This is a genomic window from Geodermatophilus sp. SYSU D01176 (assembly GCF_054050015.1).
Window position 1 is genome coordinate 43,415 of the sequence record NZ_JBJGYN010000016.1, and the last position, 18,980, is coordinate 62,394.

Annotated in this window: 12 protein-coding genes; 8 read left to right on the forward strand and 4 right to left on the reverse strand. The window is 73.9% G+C overall.

The genetic code is table 11. The features are described 5' to 3' along the window. Positions 1 to 37: 37 nt before the first annotated feature. Genes ACI78Z_RS11075 through ACI78Z_RS11085 form a run of 3 tightly spaced genes read right to left on the reverse strand, consistent with a single transcriptional unit; the run spans position 38 to position 5,317 of the window. Positions 38 to 1,420 carry a maltokinase N-terminal cap-like domain-containing protein gene (locus tag ACI78Z_RS11075; RefSeq protein WP_457036584.1) on the reverse strand — a complete coding sequence of 461 codons (1,383 nt, stop codon included), beginning with the start codon at positions 1,418 to 1,420 and terminating at the stop codon, positions 38 to 40. Continuing rightward, positions 1,417 to 3,243 carry a maltose alpha-D-glucosyltransferase gene (treS, locus tag ACI78Z_RS11080; protein ID WP_457036585.1) on the reverse strand — a complete coding sequence of 609 codons (1,827 nt, stop codon included), beginning with the start codon at positions 3,241 to 3,243 and terminating at the stop codon, positions 1,417 to 1,419. Before treS ends, ACI78Z_RS11075 begins: the two co-directional genes overlap by 4 nt. Positions 3,244 to 3,289: 46 nt before the next feature. Next, entirely contained in the window at positions 3,290 to 5,317 is a 2,028-nt protein-coding gene (locus ACI78Z_RS11085; protein ID WP_457036586.1) for an alpha-1,4-glucan--maltose-1-phosphate maltosyltransferase, read from the reverse strand. A gap of 183 nt (positions 5,318 to 5,500) precedes the next feature. On the opposite strand from ACI78Z_RS11085, the gene glgP reads away from it, so the two are divergent. Together glgP and ACI78Z_RS11095 are read left to right on the forward strand one after the other, a co-directional pair. Next, the gene (gene glgP / locus ACI78Z_RS11090) at positions 5,501 to 8,050 is read left to right on the forward strand and encodes an alpha-glucan family phosphorylase (protein ID WP_457036587.1); all 2,550 of its coding nucleotides are present in this window, start codon (positions 5,501 to 5,503) and stop codon (positions 8,048 to 8,050) included. A 141-nt stretch (positions 8,051 to 8,191) separates the two neighbouring features. Next, the gene (locus ACI78Z_RS11095; RefSeq protein WP_457036588.1) at positions 8,192 to 9,175 is read left to right on the forward strand and encodes an FHA domain-containing protein; all 984 of its coding nucleotides are present in this window, start codon (positions 8,192 to 8,194) and stop codon (positions 9,173 to 9,175) included. 313 nt (positions 9,176 to 9,488) lie between these two features. Here ACI78Z_RS11095 and glgX read toward each other — a convergent pair whose 3' ends face one another. Continuing rightward, positions 9,489 to 11,621, reverse strand: coding sequence for a glycogen debranching protein GlgX (glgX, locus tag ACI78Z_RS11100; RefSeq protein WP_457036589.1), 2,133 nt, complete (start codon positions 11,619 to 11,621; stop codon positions 9,489 to 9,491). A gap of 75 nt (positions 11,622 to 11,696) precedes the next feature. On the opposite strand from glgX, the gene ACI78Z_RS11105 reads away from it, so the two are divergent. From ACI78Z_RS11105 to ACI78Z_RS11130, 6 genes are all read left to right on the forward strand, one after another. After that, on the forward strand, positions 11,697 to 12,488 hold the full coding sequence (locus ACI78Z_RS11105) for an ABC transporter ATP-binding protein (RefSeq protein WP_457036590.1): 792 nt from the start codon (positions 11,697 to 11,699) through the stop codon (positions 12,486 to 12,488). An 86-nt stretch (positions 12,489 to 12,574) separates the two neighbouring features. Beyond that, positions 12,575 to 14,218 (forward strand): hypothetical protein, encoded by a 1,644-nt coding sequence (locus tag ACI78Z_RS11110; RefSeq protein ID WP_457036591.1) that lies wholly within the window; start codon positions 12,575 to 12,577, stop codon positions 14,216 to 14,218. A gap of 211 nt (positions 14,219 to 14,429) precedes the next feature. Beyond that, the gene (locus tag ACI78Z_RS11115; RefSeq protein ID WP_457036592.1) at positions 14,430 to 16,058 is read left to right on the forward strand and encodes a glycosyltransferase family 39 protein; all 1,629 of its coding nucleotides are present in this window, start codon (positions 14,430 to 14,432) and stop codon (positions 16,056 to 16,058) included. A 228-nt stretch (positions 16,059 to 16,286) separates the two neighbouring features. Beyond that, complete coding sequence (locus ACI78Z_RS11120; RefSeq protein ID WP_457036593.1) at positions 16,287 to 17,072, forward strand: enoyl-CoA hydratase/isomerase family protein; 786 nt, start codon at positions 16,287 to 16,289, stop codon at positions 17,070 to 17,072. Positions 17,073 to 17,205: 133 nt separating this feature from the next. Next, complete coding sequence (locus ACI78Z_RS11125) at positions 17,206 to 17,985, forward strand: electron transfer flavoprotein subunit beta/FixA family protein (RefSeq protein WP_457036594.1); 780 nt, start codon at positions 17,206 to 17,208, stop codon at positions 17,983 to 17,985. A 31-nt stretch (positions 17,986 to 18,016) separates the two neighbouring features. Next, positions 18,017 to 18,979, forward strand: coding sequence for an electron transfer flavoprotein subunit alpha/FixB family protein (locus ACI78Z_RS11130; protein WP_457036595.1), 963 nt, complete (start codon positions 18,017 to 18,019; stop codon positions 18,977 to 18,979). Position 18,980 lies beyond the last annotated feature (1 nt).

Below are 18,980 nucleotides of genomic sequence, written 5' to 3' on the forward strand. Positions count from 1 at the left end.
TCGCCGTCCTCTTCGGTACGTGTGTCTGTGGTCGTGCTCAACCGCGCTGGCCCGTGGCGGTGAGCCGGGACAGGGAGTGCAGCGGGATCATCAGCCAGTGCGGGCGGTTGCGCGCCTCGTAGACGCACTCGTAGACGGCCTTGTCCGCCTCGAACGCCCGCAACAACGGGCTGTTGCCGCAGGCGTCCATCCCGCTCGCGGCCGCGTAGCCCGCGCAGAACGCGCTCCGGTTGCGCTCTGCCCACTCCTGGGCGCGGTAGGCGCGCTGTTGATCACCCGGCTGCTCGACGAGCATGTGCCGGGCGGCGTAGTCGAAGCTGCGCAGCATCCCCGCCACGTCCCGCATCGGGCTGTCCAGCTCCCGGCGCGCGGCCAGCGGGCGGGCGGGCTCACCCTCGAAGTCGAGGACGATCCACCCGGTGGCGGTGCGCAGCACCTGGCCCAGGTGCAGGTCGCCGTGGACCCGCTGGCGGACGACGGGCTCGGGGTTGTCGGCCACGGCGGCGTAGACCGCGCGCAACCCGTCGGCGTGCTCGGCCAGCTGCGGGACCACCTCGATGGCGGCGTCGAGCCGCTCGTTCATCTGCCGGGCGACCGTGGCGAACCAGGCAGGGTCGGCGTCCTCGGTCGGCAGCACCTTCGCCATGTCGGCGTGCACCGAGGCCGTGGCCGCGCCGAGCCGCTCGCTGTCGGCGGCGAAGTCGCCACCCACCTCGTCGGCGTGCAGGTCGCCCTCGGCGTAGAGGTCACGGACGCTGGCGGTGGCCAGCCGCCAGCCGTCGCTGGCGTTGGGCACGAACGTCTGCAGCATCAACACCGTGGCCGGCGGGGTGTCCGCGTCCCGGTCGTGGTCGATCTCGGCGTGGCCGAGCAGCGGTGCGATGTGCTGGTTGTCGGTCCGGCGCAGGGCGCTGTGGATCTCGACGTCCGGGTTGAGGCCGGGCTCGAGCCGGCGGAACAGCTTGAGGATCGCCTCCTGCCCGTACACCAGGGAGGTGTTGCTCTGCTCGGTGGAGACGATGTCGCCCGGGAGCCCGGCCGGGATCTCGGCGCCCTCACCCGGGACGAAGCGCATGGGGCCCACCGTCGCGCCCTCGGCGAGGTGGGTGAGCCAGGTGGCGGTCGCCTCGCGGTCGCGCATGGCGTCGTAGGCGTAGTTCTCGCCGTTCTCGTGCGGGACGGTGCCGACGAGGGCCGAGGCGAGGTCCTCCACGGGGTGGTCGCGCCAGGACAACGGCACCAGGTACGTCTCGGTGGCGCCGTCGGCGTAGGTGACCGTCACCCGGTGGATCGACAGCACGGGGTGGGAGCGGTCGAGGAAGAAGCTCTCCTCCGCGACGTCGGCCCACTCCCGCCCCTTGCCGCCGAACCAGCGCTGAGACGGCATCCAGTCCCGGAGGAGTCCGGTCAGGGCGGTCATCGGGGTCCTCCCGTGTCGGCCGTGCCGCCCGGGGGCGGTTCGTCCCCGCTGCCGACGAGGCCCGCGGCCAGCAGGGCGTCGGCGACCGAGGTGTCGTCGGTCTCGGCCGGCTCCTCGACCGGCTCGGCCGGCTTGGCCAGCTCGAACCAGTAGAAGCCGTGGCCGGACAGGGTCAGCATGTACGGCAGGACGCCGATCTGCGGGAACTCCACCCGGCCGGTCAGCTCGATGGGCGTGTAGCCCTCGAAGCGGCGCAGGTCCAGCTCCACCGGCTGAGGGAACCGGGAGAGGTTGTTCACGCAGAGCACCACGTCGTCGCCGAACTCGCGGACGAAGGACAGCACGGTCGGGTTGCGCGAGCCGATCTCGGCGAAGGTGCCCAGCCCGAAGGTGGGGTGCTGCTTGCGCACGTGGATCATCTGCCGCAGCCAGTGCAGCATCGAGTTGGTGTTGCGCAGCTGGGACTCGACGTTGGTGACCTGGTAGCCGTAGACCGGGTCCTGGTTCAGCGGCAGGTTCATCCGCTGCGGGTCGGCGGTGGAGAAGCCGCCGTTCCGGTCCGGCGTCCACTGCATCGGGGTGCGGACGCCGTCGCGGTCACCGAGCCAGATGTTGTCGCCCATGGCGATCTCGTCGCCGTAGTAGAGGACCGGTGAGCCGGGCAGCGAGAGCAGCAGCGCGTTGAACAGCTCGAGGGTGTCCATGTCGTTGTCCAGCAGCGGCGCCAGCCGGCGGCGGATACCGATGTTGGCCTTCATGCGGGGGTCCTTGGCGTACTCCGCCCACATGTAGTCGCGCTCCTCGTCGGTGACCATCTCCAGGGTCAGCTCGTCGTGGTTGCGCAGGAAGATGCCCCACTGGCAGTTGTCCGGGATGGCCGGCGTCTGGGCCATGATCTCCGAGATGGGGAACCGCTGCTCCCGGCGGACGGCCATGAACAGGCGCGGCATCACCGGGAAGTGGAAGGCCATCTGGCACTCGTCGCCGTCCTCGCCGAAGTACTCGACGACGTCGGCCGGCCACTGGTTGGCCTCGCACAGCAGCACCCGGTCGGGGTAGTCGGCGTCGACCACCTTGCGGACGTGCTTGAGGAACTCGTGGGTCTTGGGCAGGTTCTCGCAGTTGGTCCCCTCCTCCTCGTAGAGGTAGGGGACGGCGTCGAGCCGGAAGCCGTCGATGCCCAGGTCCAGCCAGAAGCGCAGGGCGTCGATGATCGCCTCCTGCACCCGCGGGTTCTCGAAGTTGAGGTCGGGCTGGTGGGAGAAGAACCGGTGCCAGAAGTACTGCTTGCGCACCGGGTCGAAGGTCCAGTTCGAGCTCTCGGTGTCGACGAAGATGATCCGCGCGTCGGCGTACCGGGTGTCGTCGTCGCTCCAGACGTAGAAGTCGCCGTAGGGGCCGTCGGGGTCGCTGCGGCTGGCCTGGAACCAGGGGTGCTGGTCCGAGGTGTGGTTCATGACGAAGTCGATGATCACGCGGATGCCCCGGGCGTGGGCCGCGCCGAGGAACTCGGTGAAGTCCTCGATGTCGCCGAACTCGGGCAGCACGGCGGTGTAGTCGCTGACGTCGTAGCCACCGTCGCGCAGCGGGGAGGCGAAGAACGGCGGCAGCCACAGGCAGTCGACGCCGAGCCACTGCAGGTAGTCGAGCTTGTCGATCATGCCGCGCAGGTCGCCCACGCCGTCGGCGTTGCTGTCGGCGAAGCCGCGGACGAGCACCTCGTAGAAGAGGGCGCGCTTGTACCACTCGGGGTCGGTGCCGGGTGTCGGCAGCGCCGACGCCGGCGCCTCGGGGCGGCTGGCGGGGAGGTCGGGAACGGTCATCGCAGGAAGTCGCCCTCGGTTCTGCAGGGGAGCGGGTGGGAGCGGTTCAGGACACCGGCGGCGGTACCTGGACCTGCCGGGGATAGGTGATCGAGAAGACGTGCGCCGGCTCCCGGTAGGGGTCGAGCTCGACGTAGTTGAACTGGCCCCAGTCCCAGCTGTCGCCGGTCAGCTCGTCGGTCACGGTGAACCGCTCGTGCCAGTCCAGGCCGATCGCCGGCAGGTCGAGCGACGTCGTCCCGATCTGGGTGTGGTGGCTGGAGAGGTTCACCACCACGAGGACGGCGTCCTGCGAGCCGGGGTCGGTCTTGGTGAAGCAGATGAGGTTCGGGTTGTCCACGGAGTGGAACCGCAGCGTGCGCAGCTGCTGCAGGGCCGGGTGGGCGCGGCGGATCTCGTTGAGCCGGCGCAGGTAGGGCACGAGGCTGCGCCCGGAGGACTCGGCGGCGGCCCAGTCACGCGGTCGCAGCTGGTACTTCTCGCTGTCGAGGTACTCCTCGCTGCCGGGGCGCACCGCGACGTGCTCGAAGAGCTCGAAGCCCGAGTAGACCCCCCACGTCGGGCTCATCATCGCCGCCAGGACGGCGCGGATCCGGAACATCGGCGGGCCGCCGAGCTGCAGCGACGCGTGCAGGATGTCCGGGGTGTTCACGAAGAAGTTCGGCCGCATGTAGTGGCTGCAGGCGGCCAGCTCGCGGCCGTACTCCTCGAGCTCGCCGCGCTCGGTGCGCCACGTGAAGTACGTGTAGGACTGCGTGTACCCGATCCGCGCGAGCTGGTGCATCATCGCCGGCCGGGTGAAGGCCTCGGCCAGGAAGAGCACGTCGGGGTCGGTCTCCTTGACCGTCCAGATGAGCCAGTGCCAGAAGTTCAGCGGCTTGGTGTGCGGGTTGTCCACGCGGAAGATCCGCACCCCGGCGTCGATCCACACCCGGATGACCCGCAGGCACTCGGCGTAGATGCCCTCGGGGTCGTTGTCGAAGTTGATCGGGTAGATGTCCTGGTACTTCTTCGGCGGGTTCTCCGCGTAGGCGATCGTCCCGTCGGGCTTGGTGGTGAACCACTCCGGGTGCTCCTTGACCCAGGGGTGGTCGGGCGCGGCCTGCAGCGCGAAGTCCAGCGCCACCTCCATGCCGAGCTCGCGGGTGCGCTCGACGAAGGCGCGGAAGTCCGCCATCGTGCCCAGCTGCGGGTGGACGGCGTCGTGCCCGCCCTCGGCGCTGCCGATGGCCCAGGGCGAGCCCGGGTCGTCGGGCCCGACCTCGTGGGGGTTGCCGCCGGGGTACTGCGCGGAGTTCGGGCCCTTGCGGTTCACCGTGCCGATCGGGTGGATCGGCGGCAGGTAGACGACGTCGAAGCCCATGTCGGCGATGGCCGGCAGCCGCTCGGCCGAGGTGGCGAAGGTGCCGTGGGTCGGCCTGCCGTCGACGACGGGGCCGGTGGAGCGGGGGAAGAACTCGTACCAGGAGCCGAACAGTGCGCGGGGCCGGTCGACCCACACCTCGTACTCCGGCCCGGGCGTGACCAGCTCGCGCACCGGGTGGTCGTGCAGGTGGCGCTGCAGCGTCTCGGCCAGCGCGGGGGCGACCCGGGCGGGCAGCTCGCGGGAGGTGTCGCGCAGCGCGGCGGCGGCGGCGGCCACCCGCTGCTGCCACTCGCCGTCGGCCTCGGCGGCGACCCGGTCGAGCAGCCGGGCGCCCTCCTCCAGGTCGTTGGCGAGCTCCTCGGCGCCCTGGCCGGCGGCCATCTTGACCTCGACAGCGTGGTGCCAGGTGGCCAGCGGGTCGCTCCAGGCCTCGACCCGGTAGGTCCACCGGCCCTCGCGGTCGGGGACGACGGTGGTCAGCCAGCGGTCGGGTTGGTCGCCGAAGCGCTCCATGCGGTTGAACGGTCCGCGGGTGCCGTCCGGGGCCGTCCACACGACGTCCGCGGCGACGGCGTCGTGGCCCTCGCGGAAGACGGTGGCGGTGATGGGCAGGTGCTCACCGACCACGGCGCGGCCGGAGAACGCGCCGCAGGACACGACGGGGGCGACATCGGTGATGCCGAGGCGGAGGTCAGCGCGGCCAGTCATCCCGGCCACGCTATCGAGGGCGCGTCCGGTGAGCACATCGGCTGCGGTCGCCTGGCGTTCGGGGTGGGCGACGGGTGGGACGGGCGGGTGACCGGGGCGTCGGCTGGCCATGGCTCATCCTGGCGCGTCGGGCGCTGCGCCGCTGCGGCGGCTCGGAACCCGGTCCGTGGATAGGCTCGCTCCGTGCGTGCACTCCGCCGGTTCACCGTCCGGGCATCGCTCCCCGAGGAGCTGGTGCCGCTCTCCCAACTGGTCACGAACCTCCGCTGGTCGTGGCACGCCGAGACCCGTGACCTCTTCGAGGCCCTGGACCCGGAGCTGTGGCGGACCTGCAACGGCGACCCAGTGCAGGTGCTCGGCGAGGTCTCCGCCGAGCGGCTGGCCACCCTCGCCCGGGACCGGCGGTTCGTCCGCCGCCTGCAGGACGTCGTCGACGACCTCGAGGAGTACCTGTCGGCGCCGCACTGGTACCAGTCGCTGGGGGAGGAGGCGCCGGCCACGGTCGCCTACTTCTCCGCGGAGTTCGGCATCACCGAGGTGCTGCCGCAGTACTCCGGCGGCCTGGGCATCCTCGCCGGCGACCACCTCAAGGCCGCCTCCGACCTCGGCGTCCCGCTGATCGGCGTCGGGCTGCTCTACCGGGCCGGCTACTTCGAGCAGGGCCTGTCGCCCGACGGCTGGCAGCTGGAGCACTACCCGTCGCTGGACCCGCACGGCCTGCCGCTGAAGCTGCTGCGCCAGCCCGACGGCACCGCCGTCGTCATCAACGTCCCGCTGCCCGAGGGCCGCACGCTGTTCGCCCACGTGTGGCGGGCACAGGTCGGCCGGGTCTCGCTGCTGCTGCTCGACAGCGACATCGAGGAGAACACGCCCGCCGAGCGCAGCGTCACCGACCGGCTCTACGGCGGCGACGAGGACCACCGGCTGCGCCAGGAGATGCTGCTGGGCATCGGCGGCGTGCGGGCGCTGCGGGCCTACTGCCAGCTCACCGGGACGGCAGCGCCCGAGGTCTACCACGCCAACGAGGGGCACGCGGGCTTCCTCGGCATCGAGCGGATCCGCGAGCTCACCGAGTCGCACGGGCTGTCGTTCCCCGAGGCGCTGCAGGCGGTGCGCTCCGGCACGGTCTTCACCACCCACACGCCGGTGCCGGCCGGCATCGACCGCTTCCCGCGGGCGCTGATCGAGCGCTACTTCGCCGGCTTCGGCGTCCCCCTGGACCAGCTGATCCCGCTGGGCGCCGAGGAGGACCCCTCGAAGTTCAACATGGCGCACATGGGCCTGCGGCTGGGCCAGCGCGCCAACGGCGTCAGCCGGCTGCACGGGCACGTCAGCCGGTCGATGTTCCGCGGTCTGTGGCCCGGCTTCGACGAGGGCGACGTGCCGATCAGCTCGATCACCAACGGCGTGCACGCCCCGACCTGGACCGCGCGGGAGCTGGTCGAGATGGGCACCCAGGCCACCAGCCAGGGCGACCCGGTCGACGTCGCGGGCCCGGTGCACTTCGACGGCGTCGACCGGATCCCCGCCGGCGAGCTGTGGAGCACCCGCCGGATGCTGCGCGGCCGGCTGGTCGAGGAGGTGCGCCGCCGGCTGCGCGACACCGCGCTGTCCCGCGGTGCCGCGGAGTCCGAGGTCGGGTGGACCGACAGCGCGTTCGACCCCGACGTCCTCACCATCGGCTTCGCCCGCCGGGTGCCCTCGTACAAGCGGCTGACCCTGATGCTGCGCGACCCCGAGCGGCTGCGGGCCCTGCTGCTGGACCCCGACCGCCCGGTGCAGCTGGTCATCGCCGGCAAGAGCCACCCGGCCGACGACGGCGGCAAGCAGCTGATCCAGCAGATGGTGAAGTTCGCCGACGACCCGGGGATCCGGCACCGGATCGCGTTCCTGCCCGGCTACGACATCGGCATGGCCCGCTACCTCTACTGGGGCTGCGACGTCTGGCTGAACAACCCGCTGCGTCCGCTGGAGGCCTGCGGCACCTCCGGCATGAAGGCCGCGCTCAACGGCGGGCTGAACCTCTCCATCCGCGACGGTTGGTGGGACGAGTGGTTCGACGGCCAGAACGGCTGGGCCATCCCGACCGCCGACGGGGTGGCCGACCCCGAGCGCCGCGACGACATCGAGGCCCGGGCGATCTACGACCTCCTCAGCAGCCAGGTGCTGCCGCGCTTCTACGAGACCGACCGGGACGGCGTCCCGACCCGGTGGGTGGAGATGGTGCGGCACACGCTGCGCGAGACCGGTCCCAAGGTGCTGGCCACCCGGATGGTGCGCGACTACGTGCAGCAGCTGTACGTGCCGGCCGCCCGCTCCTCCCGCGCGATGGCCGAGGGCGGCTACGGCGCGGCCCGCACCGAGGCCGGCTGGCGCGCGCGGTTGCTCGACCACTGGAGCACCGTGCGGGTCGCCCACGTGGAGGCCACCGGCGCCGGCGACACCCCGGAGATCGGCTCGACGCTCGCGCTGCGGGCGGAGGTGGAGCTGCCGGGGCTCACGCCGTCCGACGTCCAGGTGCAGGCCGCCTACGGGCGGGTGGACGACGCCGACGGCCTGCACGAGGTGACCACGCTGCCGATGGCCCACGAGCACACCGACGGGTCGCGGCACTGGTTCACCGCCACGCTGCCGTTGGAGCGCACCGGCGCCTTCGGGTACACGGTGCGCGTGCTGCCGCACTCGGAGCACCTGGCGGACCCCGCGGAGCTGGGGGTCGTCGCGAGCGCCTGATGACCTCCCTGCAGGGAGGTCCTTGCTCACGTGCGGCTCATCCGCCACGCCGGTCGCACCGGTCCCGCCCGCCCGCCCGGTGATCGGCGTGGCGGGGAGGACCGGTCACCCAGCCGGGTGAGTCGCATCTAGGCTGACGCCATGCCCGACCGCTGTGAAGTACTGCCAGGAGACTCCGTCGTCGCCCGACGGGGAGGCGGTCTGCTGTGGGTCGACGCCCCCGGCTCGCCGGCCCTGGTCGCCGCGCTGCACGCCTGCCTGGGGGTGTCCGGGCCCGGCGCGGAGCGCGTGCTCGCCGCGGTCGCGGGACAGGTGTCCACGCTCGGCGGGGGCTCGGCGTCCTTCGCGCTCGTCCTGGTCGACACCGCGGGTGGCTCGGGCACCGGCGTCGCGCTGTGGTCGGGCAAGGGCCAGCCGGCCGTGGACGGTGTCCCGGTGTCCGGCTCGGGCCTCGACGGCTGCACCCTCGCCAGCGGCTTCCAGCTCGGGCAGACCCTCTACGTCGGCCCCGGCCAGCCGGTGCCCAGCATGCCGCCGGGCGTGGCGTACGACCTGGTCGAGGGCACCGTCCCCGGCTCGGGCGCGATGCTCCAGCTGGCCGCGGTCGCGCACCCGTCGTCGGCCGCCGCCCCGCAGGCGGCAGCGGCGTCGTCGTTCACCGCGGGCTCGGACGCCGGCTTCGGCAGCGCCGGGTCCTCCGGCTACGGCGCGACCGCCGCCCCCTCCCGGCAGCAGGACGACGAGGGCGAGGCCACCGCCTTCTGGAAGCCCGAGACCGCGCCCGCCCCGGTGCTGCGCTTCGACGACGGCCTGGTCGTGACCGTCGACGAGGACCTCGTGCTCGGGCGCCGTCCGGACAACCACGAGCTGGTGACCGCCGGCTCCGCACGGCCGGTGCCGATCGCCGACACCCAGAACGTCCTCTCCTCGGCGCACGCCGCGATCCAGCGCAACGGGCGCGAGGTGTCGCTGGTCGACCTGGGCTCGCTCAACGGCACGCACGTCGCCGGCCCCGAGGCCACCGAGTGGACCCAGCTCGAGCCCGGCGTGGCCCACCCGCTCTCCGACGGCGACCGGCTCCTGCTCGGCTGGACGGTCATCACCTTCGAGCAGCAGCCCGAGTAACGGCCCACGCCGAGAGCCCCGGTCCGCGGCGGACCGGGGCTCTCGGTCGTGCCCGGGGGCCGCGCTCTTGCGGTGTTCCCTCCGCTCTCGCGTGCGTGCAGCACCGCAGAGGCGAGCGGGACGCCGCACGAGGGGGACGGCGAGCGGCCGGGGTGGACCGGTCGCGGGGACCCGGCGGCCCCGTCCCGGGCACCGCCCCGAGCCTGCGAGGGGCGGGGAGGACGGGGTCCTCGTACCGACCGGGACACGGCAGCGGCTCAGCGCCGCCGGAGGTGGGCACCTGGCCGCGGTGCTGTCCGGTAGGACAGCAGTGTCAGGGCCGGCGGAGGACCCTCAGCAGCCAGACGCAGCGCGCCGGCACCTCGATCGGCCCGGGCGCGACCACGGCCGGCCGCGGCGGCGCCCCGGTCGGGTACTCGGTCGAGACGACGAACTGGTAGCCGTCGGCCCACGGGGCGCCGGGCAGGTGCACGGTCACCGGCTCCGCGCCGGCGTGCAGCTGGACGAGGTAGGAGTCGTCCTGCACCGGCCGGCCGCGCTCGTCGCGGTGCCGGATGCCGCGGCCGTCGAGGTACATGCCGACCGTCTGCAGGTCGTTGTCGAACCAGTCGCCGGTGTCCAGCTGCGCGCCGCCGGGGGCGAACCAGGCCAGGTCGCGGGTCCCGCCGGTGTCGGGGACCTCGTGGCCCTCGAAGAACGCCTCCTGCCGCAGGACGGGGGACTCGCGGCGCAGCCGCAGCAGCCGGGCGACGAACGCGCGCAGGTCCTCGTCGACGTCGTCCCAGTCCAGCCAGGAGATCTCGTTGTCCTGGCAGTAGGCGTTGTTGTTGCCGCCCTGGGTGCGGCCGAGCTCGTCGCCGGCGGTCAGCATCGGGACGCCGGTCGACAGCAGCAGCGTGGCCAGGTGGTTGCGCACCTGACGCGCCCGCAGCGCCACGACCTCCGGGTCGTCGCTCGGACCCTCGACGCCGCAGTTCCAGTTCCGGTTGTGGCTCTCGCCGTCCCGGTTGTCCTCGCCGTTGGCCTCGTTGCGCTTGTGCTCGTAGGTGACCAGGTCGGCGAGGGGGAAGCCGTCGTGGGCGGTCACGAAGTTGACGCTGGCGAAGGGCCGGCGGCCGTCGGAGCGGTAGAGGTCCGACGAGCCGGTCAGCCGGTAGGCCAGGTCGCGCACCCCCACCCGCGCGCCGGACCACACGTCGCGGACGGTGTCGCGGTACTTGCCGTTCCACTCGGTCCACAGCGGCGGGAAGTTGCCGACCTGGTAGCCGCCGGGCCCCACGTCCCACGGCTCGGCGATCAGCTTGACCTGGCTGACCACCGGGTCCTGGTGGACGACGTCGAAGAACGCCGACAGCCGGTCGACGTCGTGCAGCGAGCGGGCCAGCGCCGCGGCGAGGTCGAACCGGAAGCCGTCGACGTGCATCTCGGTCACCCAGTAGCGCAGCGAGTCCATGAGCAGCGCGAGCACCTGGGGACGGCGGACGTCGAGGGTGTTCCCGCAGCCGGTGTAGTCCTGGTAGCGGGCCGGGTCGCCCTCCCGCAACCGGTAGTAGCCGCCGTTGTCGATGCCCTTGAACGACAGCGTGGGGCCGGTGTGGTCGCCCTCGGCGGTGTGGTTGTAGACCACGTCGAGGATGACCTCGATGCCCGCGGCGTGCAGCGTCTTGACCATCGCCTTGAACTCGGTGACCTGCTGTCCGGCCGTGCCAGCGGCGCTGTAGGCGGCGTGCGGGGCGAAGTAGCCCAGCGTGTTGTAGCCCCAGTAGTTGGTCAGGCCGCGGCGCAGCAGGTGCGGCTCGCTGACGAAGTGGTGCACCGGGAGCAGTTCGACCGCGGTCACCCCGAGCGACTGCAGGTGCTCGACGAAGGCGGGGTGGGCCAGGCCCGCGTAGGTGCCGCGCAGGGCCGGCGGGACGTCGGGGTGGCGGACGGTGGCGCCCTTGACGTGCACCTCGTAGATGACCGTGTCCGACCAGGGGGTGGCGGGGGAGCGGTCGCCGTCCCAGGGGAAGGAGTCGCGCACGACGACCCCGCGCGGCACGTGCGGCGCGGAGTCGCGCGGGTCGGGCCCCTCGCCGCCCTCGTACCGGAAGCCGAACAGCGCCGGGTGCAGCGACTGGTCGCCGTCGACCGCGCGGGCGTAGGGGTCCAGCAGCAGCTTGGCGGGGTTGTGCCGCAGCCCGGCGCCGGGGTCCCAGCCGCCGTGCACGCGGTAGCCGTAGCGCTGCCCGGGCCCGACGCCGGGCAGCCGGCCGTGCCACACCTGGTGGGTGTTCTCCCGCAGCCGGTGGCGGTGCTCGGTGCCGTCGTCGTCGAAGAGGCACAGGTCCACCGCGTGCGCGCCCGCCGACCACAGCGCGAAGTTGGTGCCGGTGCCGTCCCAGTGGGCGCCGAGGGGCGCGGGGCGGCCGGGCCACACCTCGTACTCGTCGGGGCTGCTGCGCACGGCAGCGATCCTGACAGCACCGGCGGACTCCGGGCCGCAGCGGCGCGGGGGCGCCCGGGGTTGTTGGATGGGGACGTGTCGAGCGAGCCGGTCGTCGAGGTGCAGGGTGTGGACGTCGTCCGGGGGGAGACGCACCTCCTGCGCGGTGTCGACTGGACGGTCGAGGCCGACCAGCGCTGGGTCGTGCTCGGCCCGAACGGTGCGGGCAAGACGACGCTGCTGCAGCTGGCCTCGGCGCACATGCACCCCACCCGCGGGGTCGTCACGCTGCTGGGCGAGACCCTCGGCGCGGTCGACGTCTTCGAGCTGCGGCCGAGGATCGGCCTGACCAGCGCCGCGCTGGCCCAGCGGATCGAGCCCGGTGAGCGCACGGGGGACGTCGTCCTCTCCGCCGGTTACGCGGTGGTCGGGCGGGGGCGGGAGCGCTACGACGTCCACGACCTCACCCGCGCGGCGGCCCTCATGCAGCAGTGGGGGGTGTCCCCGATGGCGCACCGCTCCTTCGGCACGCTGAGCGAGGGCGAGCGCAAGCGGGTGCAGATCGCCCGGGCGCTGATGACCGACCCCGAGCTGCTGCTGCTCGACGAGCCCGCCGCGGGCCTGGACCTCGCCGGCCGGGAGGACCTCGTCAGCCGACTGACCGACCTGGCCCGCGACGACTCCGCCCCGGCGCAGGTGCTGGTGACCCACCACGTCGAGGAGATCCCGCCCGGCTACAGCCACGCGCTGCTGCTGCGGGGTGGGCAGGTCGTGGCGTCCGGTCCGCTGGAGCAGGTGGTCACGCCGGAGGCGCTGTCGCAGACCTTCGGGCTGGCGCTGCAGGTCCAGCGCTCCGACGGGCGCTGGACCGCCCGCCGGGCGGCATGAGACAGGACCCCCCTGCCCCCCACCGCTCGCAGGCTCGCGGCGGGCCCCTGCAGGGGGGCCGCGCCGGATCGCCCGCGCCGACGGTCATGGCCGGTGTCGCCCTGGCGGTAGGGGTCGGCGTCCAGCTCCTGCCGCTGGTGCTCTTCCCCACGGTGCTCAGCCAGGACGGCCCGGCGCACGTGGCCGGCGCCTGGGTCCTGCTGCACAGCGGGGACGACGACCCGACCGGCGCCGCGCTGCGCGAGCACTACCGCTCCGACCTCACGCCGGTGCCCAACATGCTCGCCACCCTGCTGCTGTCCGCCCTGCTGCCCCTGGCCGGGCCGGACGGCGCGGAGAAGGTGCTCGTCGCCGGGCTGGTCCTCGGACTGGTCGCCGCGCTGGCCTGCGCGGTGCGCGCGCTGGACCGCCGGGCCTGGTGGCTGGCCGCGGCGGCGCTGCCCTTCGCCGGCAGCAACCTGGCGGCCTACGGCTTCTACAACTACGTGCTGGGGGTGATCGGGGCGCTGCTGGTCCTCGCGGTGGCGCTGCGCCGCCGCGACGGCTGGCGGGTCCCCGCGGCGGCGGGCCTGGCCGGGCTGCTGGTGCTCACGTGGAGCGCGCACCTGCTGCCGTGGGTGTTCGCGGCCGGCAGCGTGCTGGTGCTGGCCGGGGTCCGGACCGCCGGCGCCGTGCGCGGTGGGCAGCCGGTCCCCGTGGCCGTCATCCGGCACGCCGTCCCCGTGCTCTGCGCGGTCCTGCCGTCGGGAGCCCTGACCGCCCGCTACCTGGCCACGGGGGAGGGCCCGCCGGCCGACGGCGAGGTCGTGCCGTCCTCGGCGCGGCTCCGGGAGCTGCTCACCGGGCTGCGGCCGTTCGTCACCGGCTGGGGCGACGAGCGGCTGCCCGCGCTGGCGACCGTCGTCGTCCTCGCCGTCCTCGCCGCCGCCGCGCTGCGGCGTGCGCGCCCCGACGCCCCCCGTCTGCGACTCGAGCGGGTCGCGCTGGGGTCGCTGCTCGCGGGCGTCACGGCGGTCTACTGGCTGGCCCCGGACCGCCTGGGCGCCGACTTCGGCTTCCTCGCCGCCCGGCTGGCCTGGTTCCCGCCGCTGCTGCTGGTCCTGTGGGCGGCGACCCGGCCGCCGGGCCCCCGGGTGGGCGCGGTCGCCACCGTGGCCCTGGTCGCCGTCGCGTCGGCCGCCGCCCTCGTCCGGCTGCCCGCGCAGACCGCCGCGGCCGAGGAGGTCGCCGAGCTGCTCGCGCTGGCCGAGCAGGTCCCGCCCGGCTCCACGGTCGCGGTCCTGCAGTACGACCGGTCGGTGGCCTCGGCCGGCACCGGGTCGCCGGACCCGCTGCGGCACGAGTCCAGCCGGCTGGCCATCCGCGCCGGGGGCGTCGACGCCGGGCACTACGAGGCGGTGCACGCCTACTTCCAGGTGCGCTTCGACGGGCCGCCGTACCTGCGGCAGCGGCTGGACGCCGATCGGCAGCTGCGCGGCCTGGAGCGGATCCCGCCGCTGGTCGACCTGCCCGCGGTCCGCGGTGACCTGGACGCCGTCGTGGTGCTGGGCCTCGACCGGGCCGACGGCGACGTGCGGCGGGCCGAGCGCACCCGGGCGGTCACCGCAGAGCTGTCGGCCCACTACACAGCGGTGGCGACCTCGCCGTCCGGGCTGGCGGTGCTGTGGCGCGCTGTTCCGGAGGCTGGTCAGACTGCCCGGGGCGGCAGCGCGGCCGCACCGACGGGCTGACCCGGGTTCCACCCCCAGGACAGCGGGGTATCGACGCCCCGTCGCGCCGGAACGACCGGCGCGGCGGCCCAGGACCCGGGACACCGGGAGAGCTTCGGAGGACGCGTGCGCAGGCCACTGCCGGGGACCGGCTCCACCGTCGACGTCGGAGCGGGACCCGCCGGGTCCGCCGTCTCCGGGGCCCTCGGGGAGCTGCCCCGCCGTTCTCCGCGTGCTGCCTAGGCTCGGCGGCACGCAGGCCGCCCCCACCTCCCGGGCACCGGTCCGCCCGGTCCGCCGGTCCGGCCCGTGGACCCGCCTCGGCGAGCGCTCCGGCCAGCCGTGGCCGGTGACCGCACTGGGCGTCGTCCTCGCCGTCCTCGTCGGCGCCGGGGTGGTGGCCCGCTTCGTAGCACCGCCGGAGCTGTGGCTCGACGAGGCGCAGAGCGTCGCCATCGCCCGGCTGCCGCTGCCCGAGCTGTTCGCCGCGCTGCAGCAGGACGGCTCCCCGCCGCTGTACTACCTGGTGCTGCACGGCTGGATGGTGCTGTTCGGCGAGAGCGCGACCGCGGTGCGCACCCTGTCGACGGTCATCAGCGTCCTCACGCTGCCGCTGGCGTGGGACGTCGCCCGCCGGCTGGCCGGCCGCCGGGCCGCCGTCGCGCTGGTCGTGCTGCTGGCCACCTCCCCCTTCCTGATCCGCTACGCCAGCGAGACGCGGATGTACGCGCTGGTGGTGCTGCTGACCGTCCTCGGCGTCGCCGCGGGCGCCGCGGTGGTGCGCCGGCCCGGCCCCGGTCCGGTCCTCCGCCTCGGGGGGGTCGTGGGAGCCCTGCTGCTCACGCACGTGTGGGCCTTCCACGTCGTCGCGGTCACCGGGGTGGTCGCGCTCGCGGTGCTGCCCTCCCGCCGCGGTCCGGCGCTGCGCGTGCTCGCCGGCCTGGCCTTGGGCGGGCTGCTGTTCACCCCCTGGCTGCTGCCGTTCCTCGTGCAGCTGGCGCACACCGGGACGCCGTGGGCGGCGTCGCCCGGCTACGCCGCGCTGCCGCTGGCCCTGGAGGCGTGGCAGGGCGGGGGCCAGGTGCGCGCCCACGTCCTGGGGACGGCGCTGGTGCTGCTGGCCGCCGTCGGACTCCTCGCGGCGGCCGCCGCCCGGCGGCCCGGTGCCCCCACGGTGCTGCTGTCGCTGCGGCCGCGTCCCCCGCGCGCCGTGCTGCTCGCGCTGTCGCTGGGCACCCTCCTGGTGGCCGGCGAGGTGAGCCGGCTGACCGGCACCGCCGTCCACGACCGCTACACCAGCGTCGCGGTGGTCGCCTTCCTCGTCCTGGCCGCCCTGGGCGTGGCGGCCCTGCCGGGCACCGGTGTCCGCGCCGTCGCGCTCGTCGGGGTCGCCGGTCTCGGGCTGGCCACCGCGCTGCCCCACCTCACCGACCCCCGCACCCAGGCGGGGGAGGTGGTCCGGGCCCTGGACGACGCGGCACCCGGCGACGTCGTCGTCTTCTGCCCCGACCAGCTCGGTCCGGCGGTGGCCCGGCTGATCCCGCCGGAGCGCCGGCTGGACCTGGTCGGGTACCCGGACCTGCGGCCGGCCGACCGGGTCGACTGGACCGACTACGAGTGGCGCATGACCGGCACCCCGTCGCCGGCCGTCGCCGCCGACGTGCTGCAGCGCGCCGGCGACGGATCGGCCGTCTGGGTCGTCACCGGGCCGGGCTACCGCGTGCCCTCGACCCAGCGCTGCGGCGAGCTGGTCGACGCGCTGGAGGCCGCGCGGGGGCAGGCCGAGCTCGCCGTGGCGCCCGACCTCCGCATCTTCGAGGACAGCCGGCTGCAGTACCTCCCCCCGGTCGCCGTCCCCTGAAGGAGGACCACCCTTCCCCCCACGCCTCGTCGAAGGACCCCGTCCTGCCCACCCCTCGCAGGCTCGGGGCGGGACCCGAGACGGGGCCGGCGGGCCCTGGAGGGCGGCCGTTCCAGCACGTCACCGAGCTCGGGACGGGCCGGCGGGCCCCTGGAGGGTGGCCGCGCCCGCGGCGGGCCGCTGGCTAGGGTGCGGGCGACGACGTCGTCCACCCCTCGGGAGGGGCCCATGGCAGAGCCGGAGTTCGTGACGCTGCAGGTGGCAGACGGGGTGGGGACCATCCGCCTCGACCGGCCCAAGATGAACGCGATCGACCAGCAGTTGCACATGGAGGTGCGCGCCGCGGCCCTGGAGGCGGGGGAGCGCGAGGACGTGCGGGCCGTGGTCGTCTACGGCGGGGAGCGGGTGTTCGCCGCCGGCGCCGACATCAAGGCCATGTCGCAGCTCGACGGCGACAGCATGGTGGCCTGGGGGCGGGAGCTGACCGACTCCTTCACCACCGTCCAGGAGATCCCCAAGCCGGTCATCGCCGCGATCACCGGCTACGCCCTCGGCGGCGGCTACGAGCTGGCGCTGTGCGCCGACTTCCGGGTCATGGGTGCCGGCGCGAAGGTCGGCCAGCCGGAGATCCTGCTCGGCGTCATCCCCGGCGCGGGCGGCACCCAGCGGCTGGCCCGGCTGGTCGGCCCGGCGAAGGCGAAGGACCTGGTGTTCACCGGCCGGCACGTCGGCGCGGAGGAGGCGCTGGAGATCGGGCTGGCCGACGCCGTCGTCCCCGACGCGGAGGTGTACGACACCGCGGTGGCCATGGCGCGCAAGTTCGCCGCCGGCCCGCCGCTGGCCCTGGCCGCCGCGAAGAAGGCGATCGACGAGGGCCTGGACCTGCCGCTGCGCGAGGGCCTGGCCCTGGAGAGCCGGCTGTTCGCCGAGCTGTTCGACACCGAGGACCAGGCCACCGGCATGCGCTCGTTCCTGGAGAACGGGCCCGGCAAGGCCACCTTCACCGGGCGGTGAGCCGGCCGCCGGGGGCCGGGGTGACCCAGGTCACCGCGACCCCCGGCGGCAGGGCCGTTACCGGCCGGTAACGTCCACTATCGGAGCAGGCGGGCGCTGGCCCGCGCACCTGATGCGTGGAGGTGGGTTGACGATGGACATCGTCGTTCTGGTCAAGCAGGTCCCCGACTCCGGGAGCGAGCGCACCCTGGACCCGGCGGACAACACCGTCGCCCGGGGGAGCGCGGACAACGTCGTCAACGAGATCGACGAGTACGCCATCGAGGAGGCCCTCCAGCTCAAGGAGGCACACGGCGGTCAGGTCACCGTGCTGACCGTCGGCCCCGACTCGGCGGCCGACGCGATCCGCAAGGCCCTGTCGATGGGCGCGGACAGGGCCGTGCACGTGGTGGACGACGCCATCCACGGCGCCTGCGCCCCGCAGACGTCGGCGATCCTGGCCGCGGCGCTGCAGCAGATGTCCTTCGACATCGTGCTGTGCGGTGCCGAGTCCACCGACGGCCAGCTGTCGGTGATGCCGGCGCTGCTGGCCGAGCGGCTGGGCATCCCGCAGCTGTCCGGCGCCCGCAAGCTCACCGTCGAGGGCGGCGTGGCCCGCGTAGAGCGGCAGACCGACGGCGGCTACTGGGCGCTGGAGGCGCCGCTCCCGGCGATCGTGTCCACCTGGGACACCATCAACGAGCCGCGCTACCCCTCCTTCAAGGGGATCATGGCCGCCAAGAAGAAGCCGGTGGAGAAGAAGTCGCTGGCCGACCTCGGCATCGACCCCTCCACCGTGGGCCTGGCCACCGCGACCAGCCAGGTGCTCGACTTCGCCGGCCGCCCGCCCAAGGGCGCCGGTGTCAAGGTCACCGACGAGGGCGACGGCGCGAGCAAGCTGGTCGACTTCCTGGCCGCCCAGAAGATCGTCTGACCCGGATCGAAGCGCAGGAGGAGACACAGTCATGGCAGAGGTCCTGGTCCTCGTCGAGCTCAACCCGGCCGGTGAGGGGGTCCGCAAGACGACGCTGGAGGCGCTGACCGCCGCCCGCGCGCTGGGGGAGCCCGCCGCGGTCGTCGTCGGCGCCCCCGGGTCGGCCGCCGCCGCCAAGGCGCAGCTGGCCGAGCACGGCGCGCAGAAGGTCTACGTCGCCGAGTCCGACGAGATCGAGCAGTACCTCGTCGCCCCCAAGGCCGAGGTGCTCGCGCAGCTGGTGGCCGACAAGTCCCCGGCCGCCGTCGTCATCCCCTCCTCCCCGGAGGGCAAGGAGATCGCCGGCCGGCTGGCCATCAAGACCGGCAGCGGCTTCCTCACCGACGTCACCGAGATCGCCCCCGACGGCACCGCGACCCAGGTCGCGTTCGCCGGGGCGACGATCGTGCACTCCAAGGTCACCGTCGGCACCCCGATCTACACGGTGCGCGGCAACTCGGTCACCCCCGAACCGGCCCCCGGCGCGGCCGAGGAGGAGCAGGTGGCGGTGCAGCTGTCCGACGCCGCCAGGGCCACCCGCGTGGTCGACCGGGTCGTGGAGCAGAAGTCCTCCCGCCCGGAGCTCACCGAGGCGGCGATCGTCGTCTCCGGCGGCCGCGGCGTCGCCAGCGCGGAGAACTTCTCGATCATCGAGGCGCTCGCGGACTCCCTCGGTGCGGCGGTCGGTGCCTCGCGGGCCGCGGTCGACTCCGGCTTCTACCCGCACACCTTCCAGGTGGGGCAGACCGGCAAGACCGTGTCCCCGCAGCTCTACATCGCCGTCGGCATCTCCGGGGCGATCCAGCACCGGGCCGGCATGCAGACCTCGAAGACCATCGTGGCGGTCAACAAGGACCCCGAGGCGCCGATCTTCGAGCTGGCCGACTTCGGCGTCGTGGGCGACCTGAACACCGTCGTCCCGCAGGCCACCGAGCAGATCACCGCCCGGAAGTAAA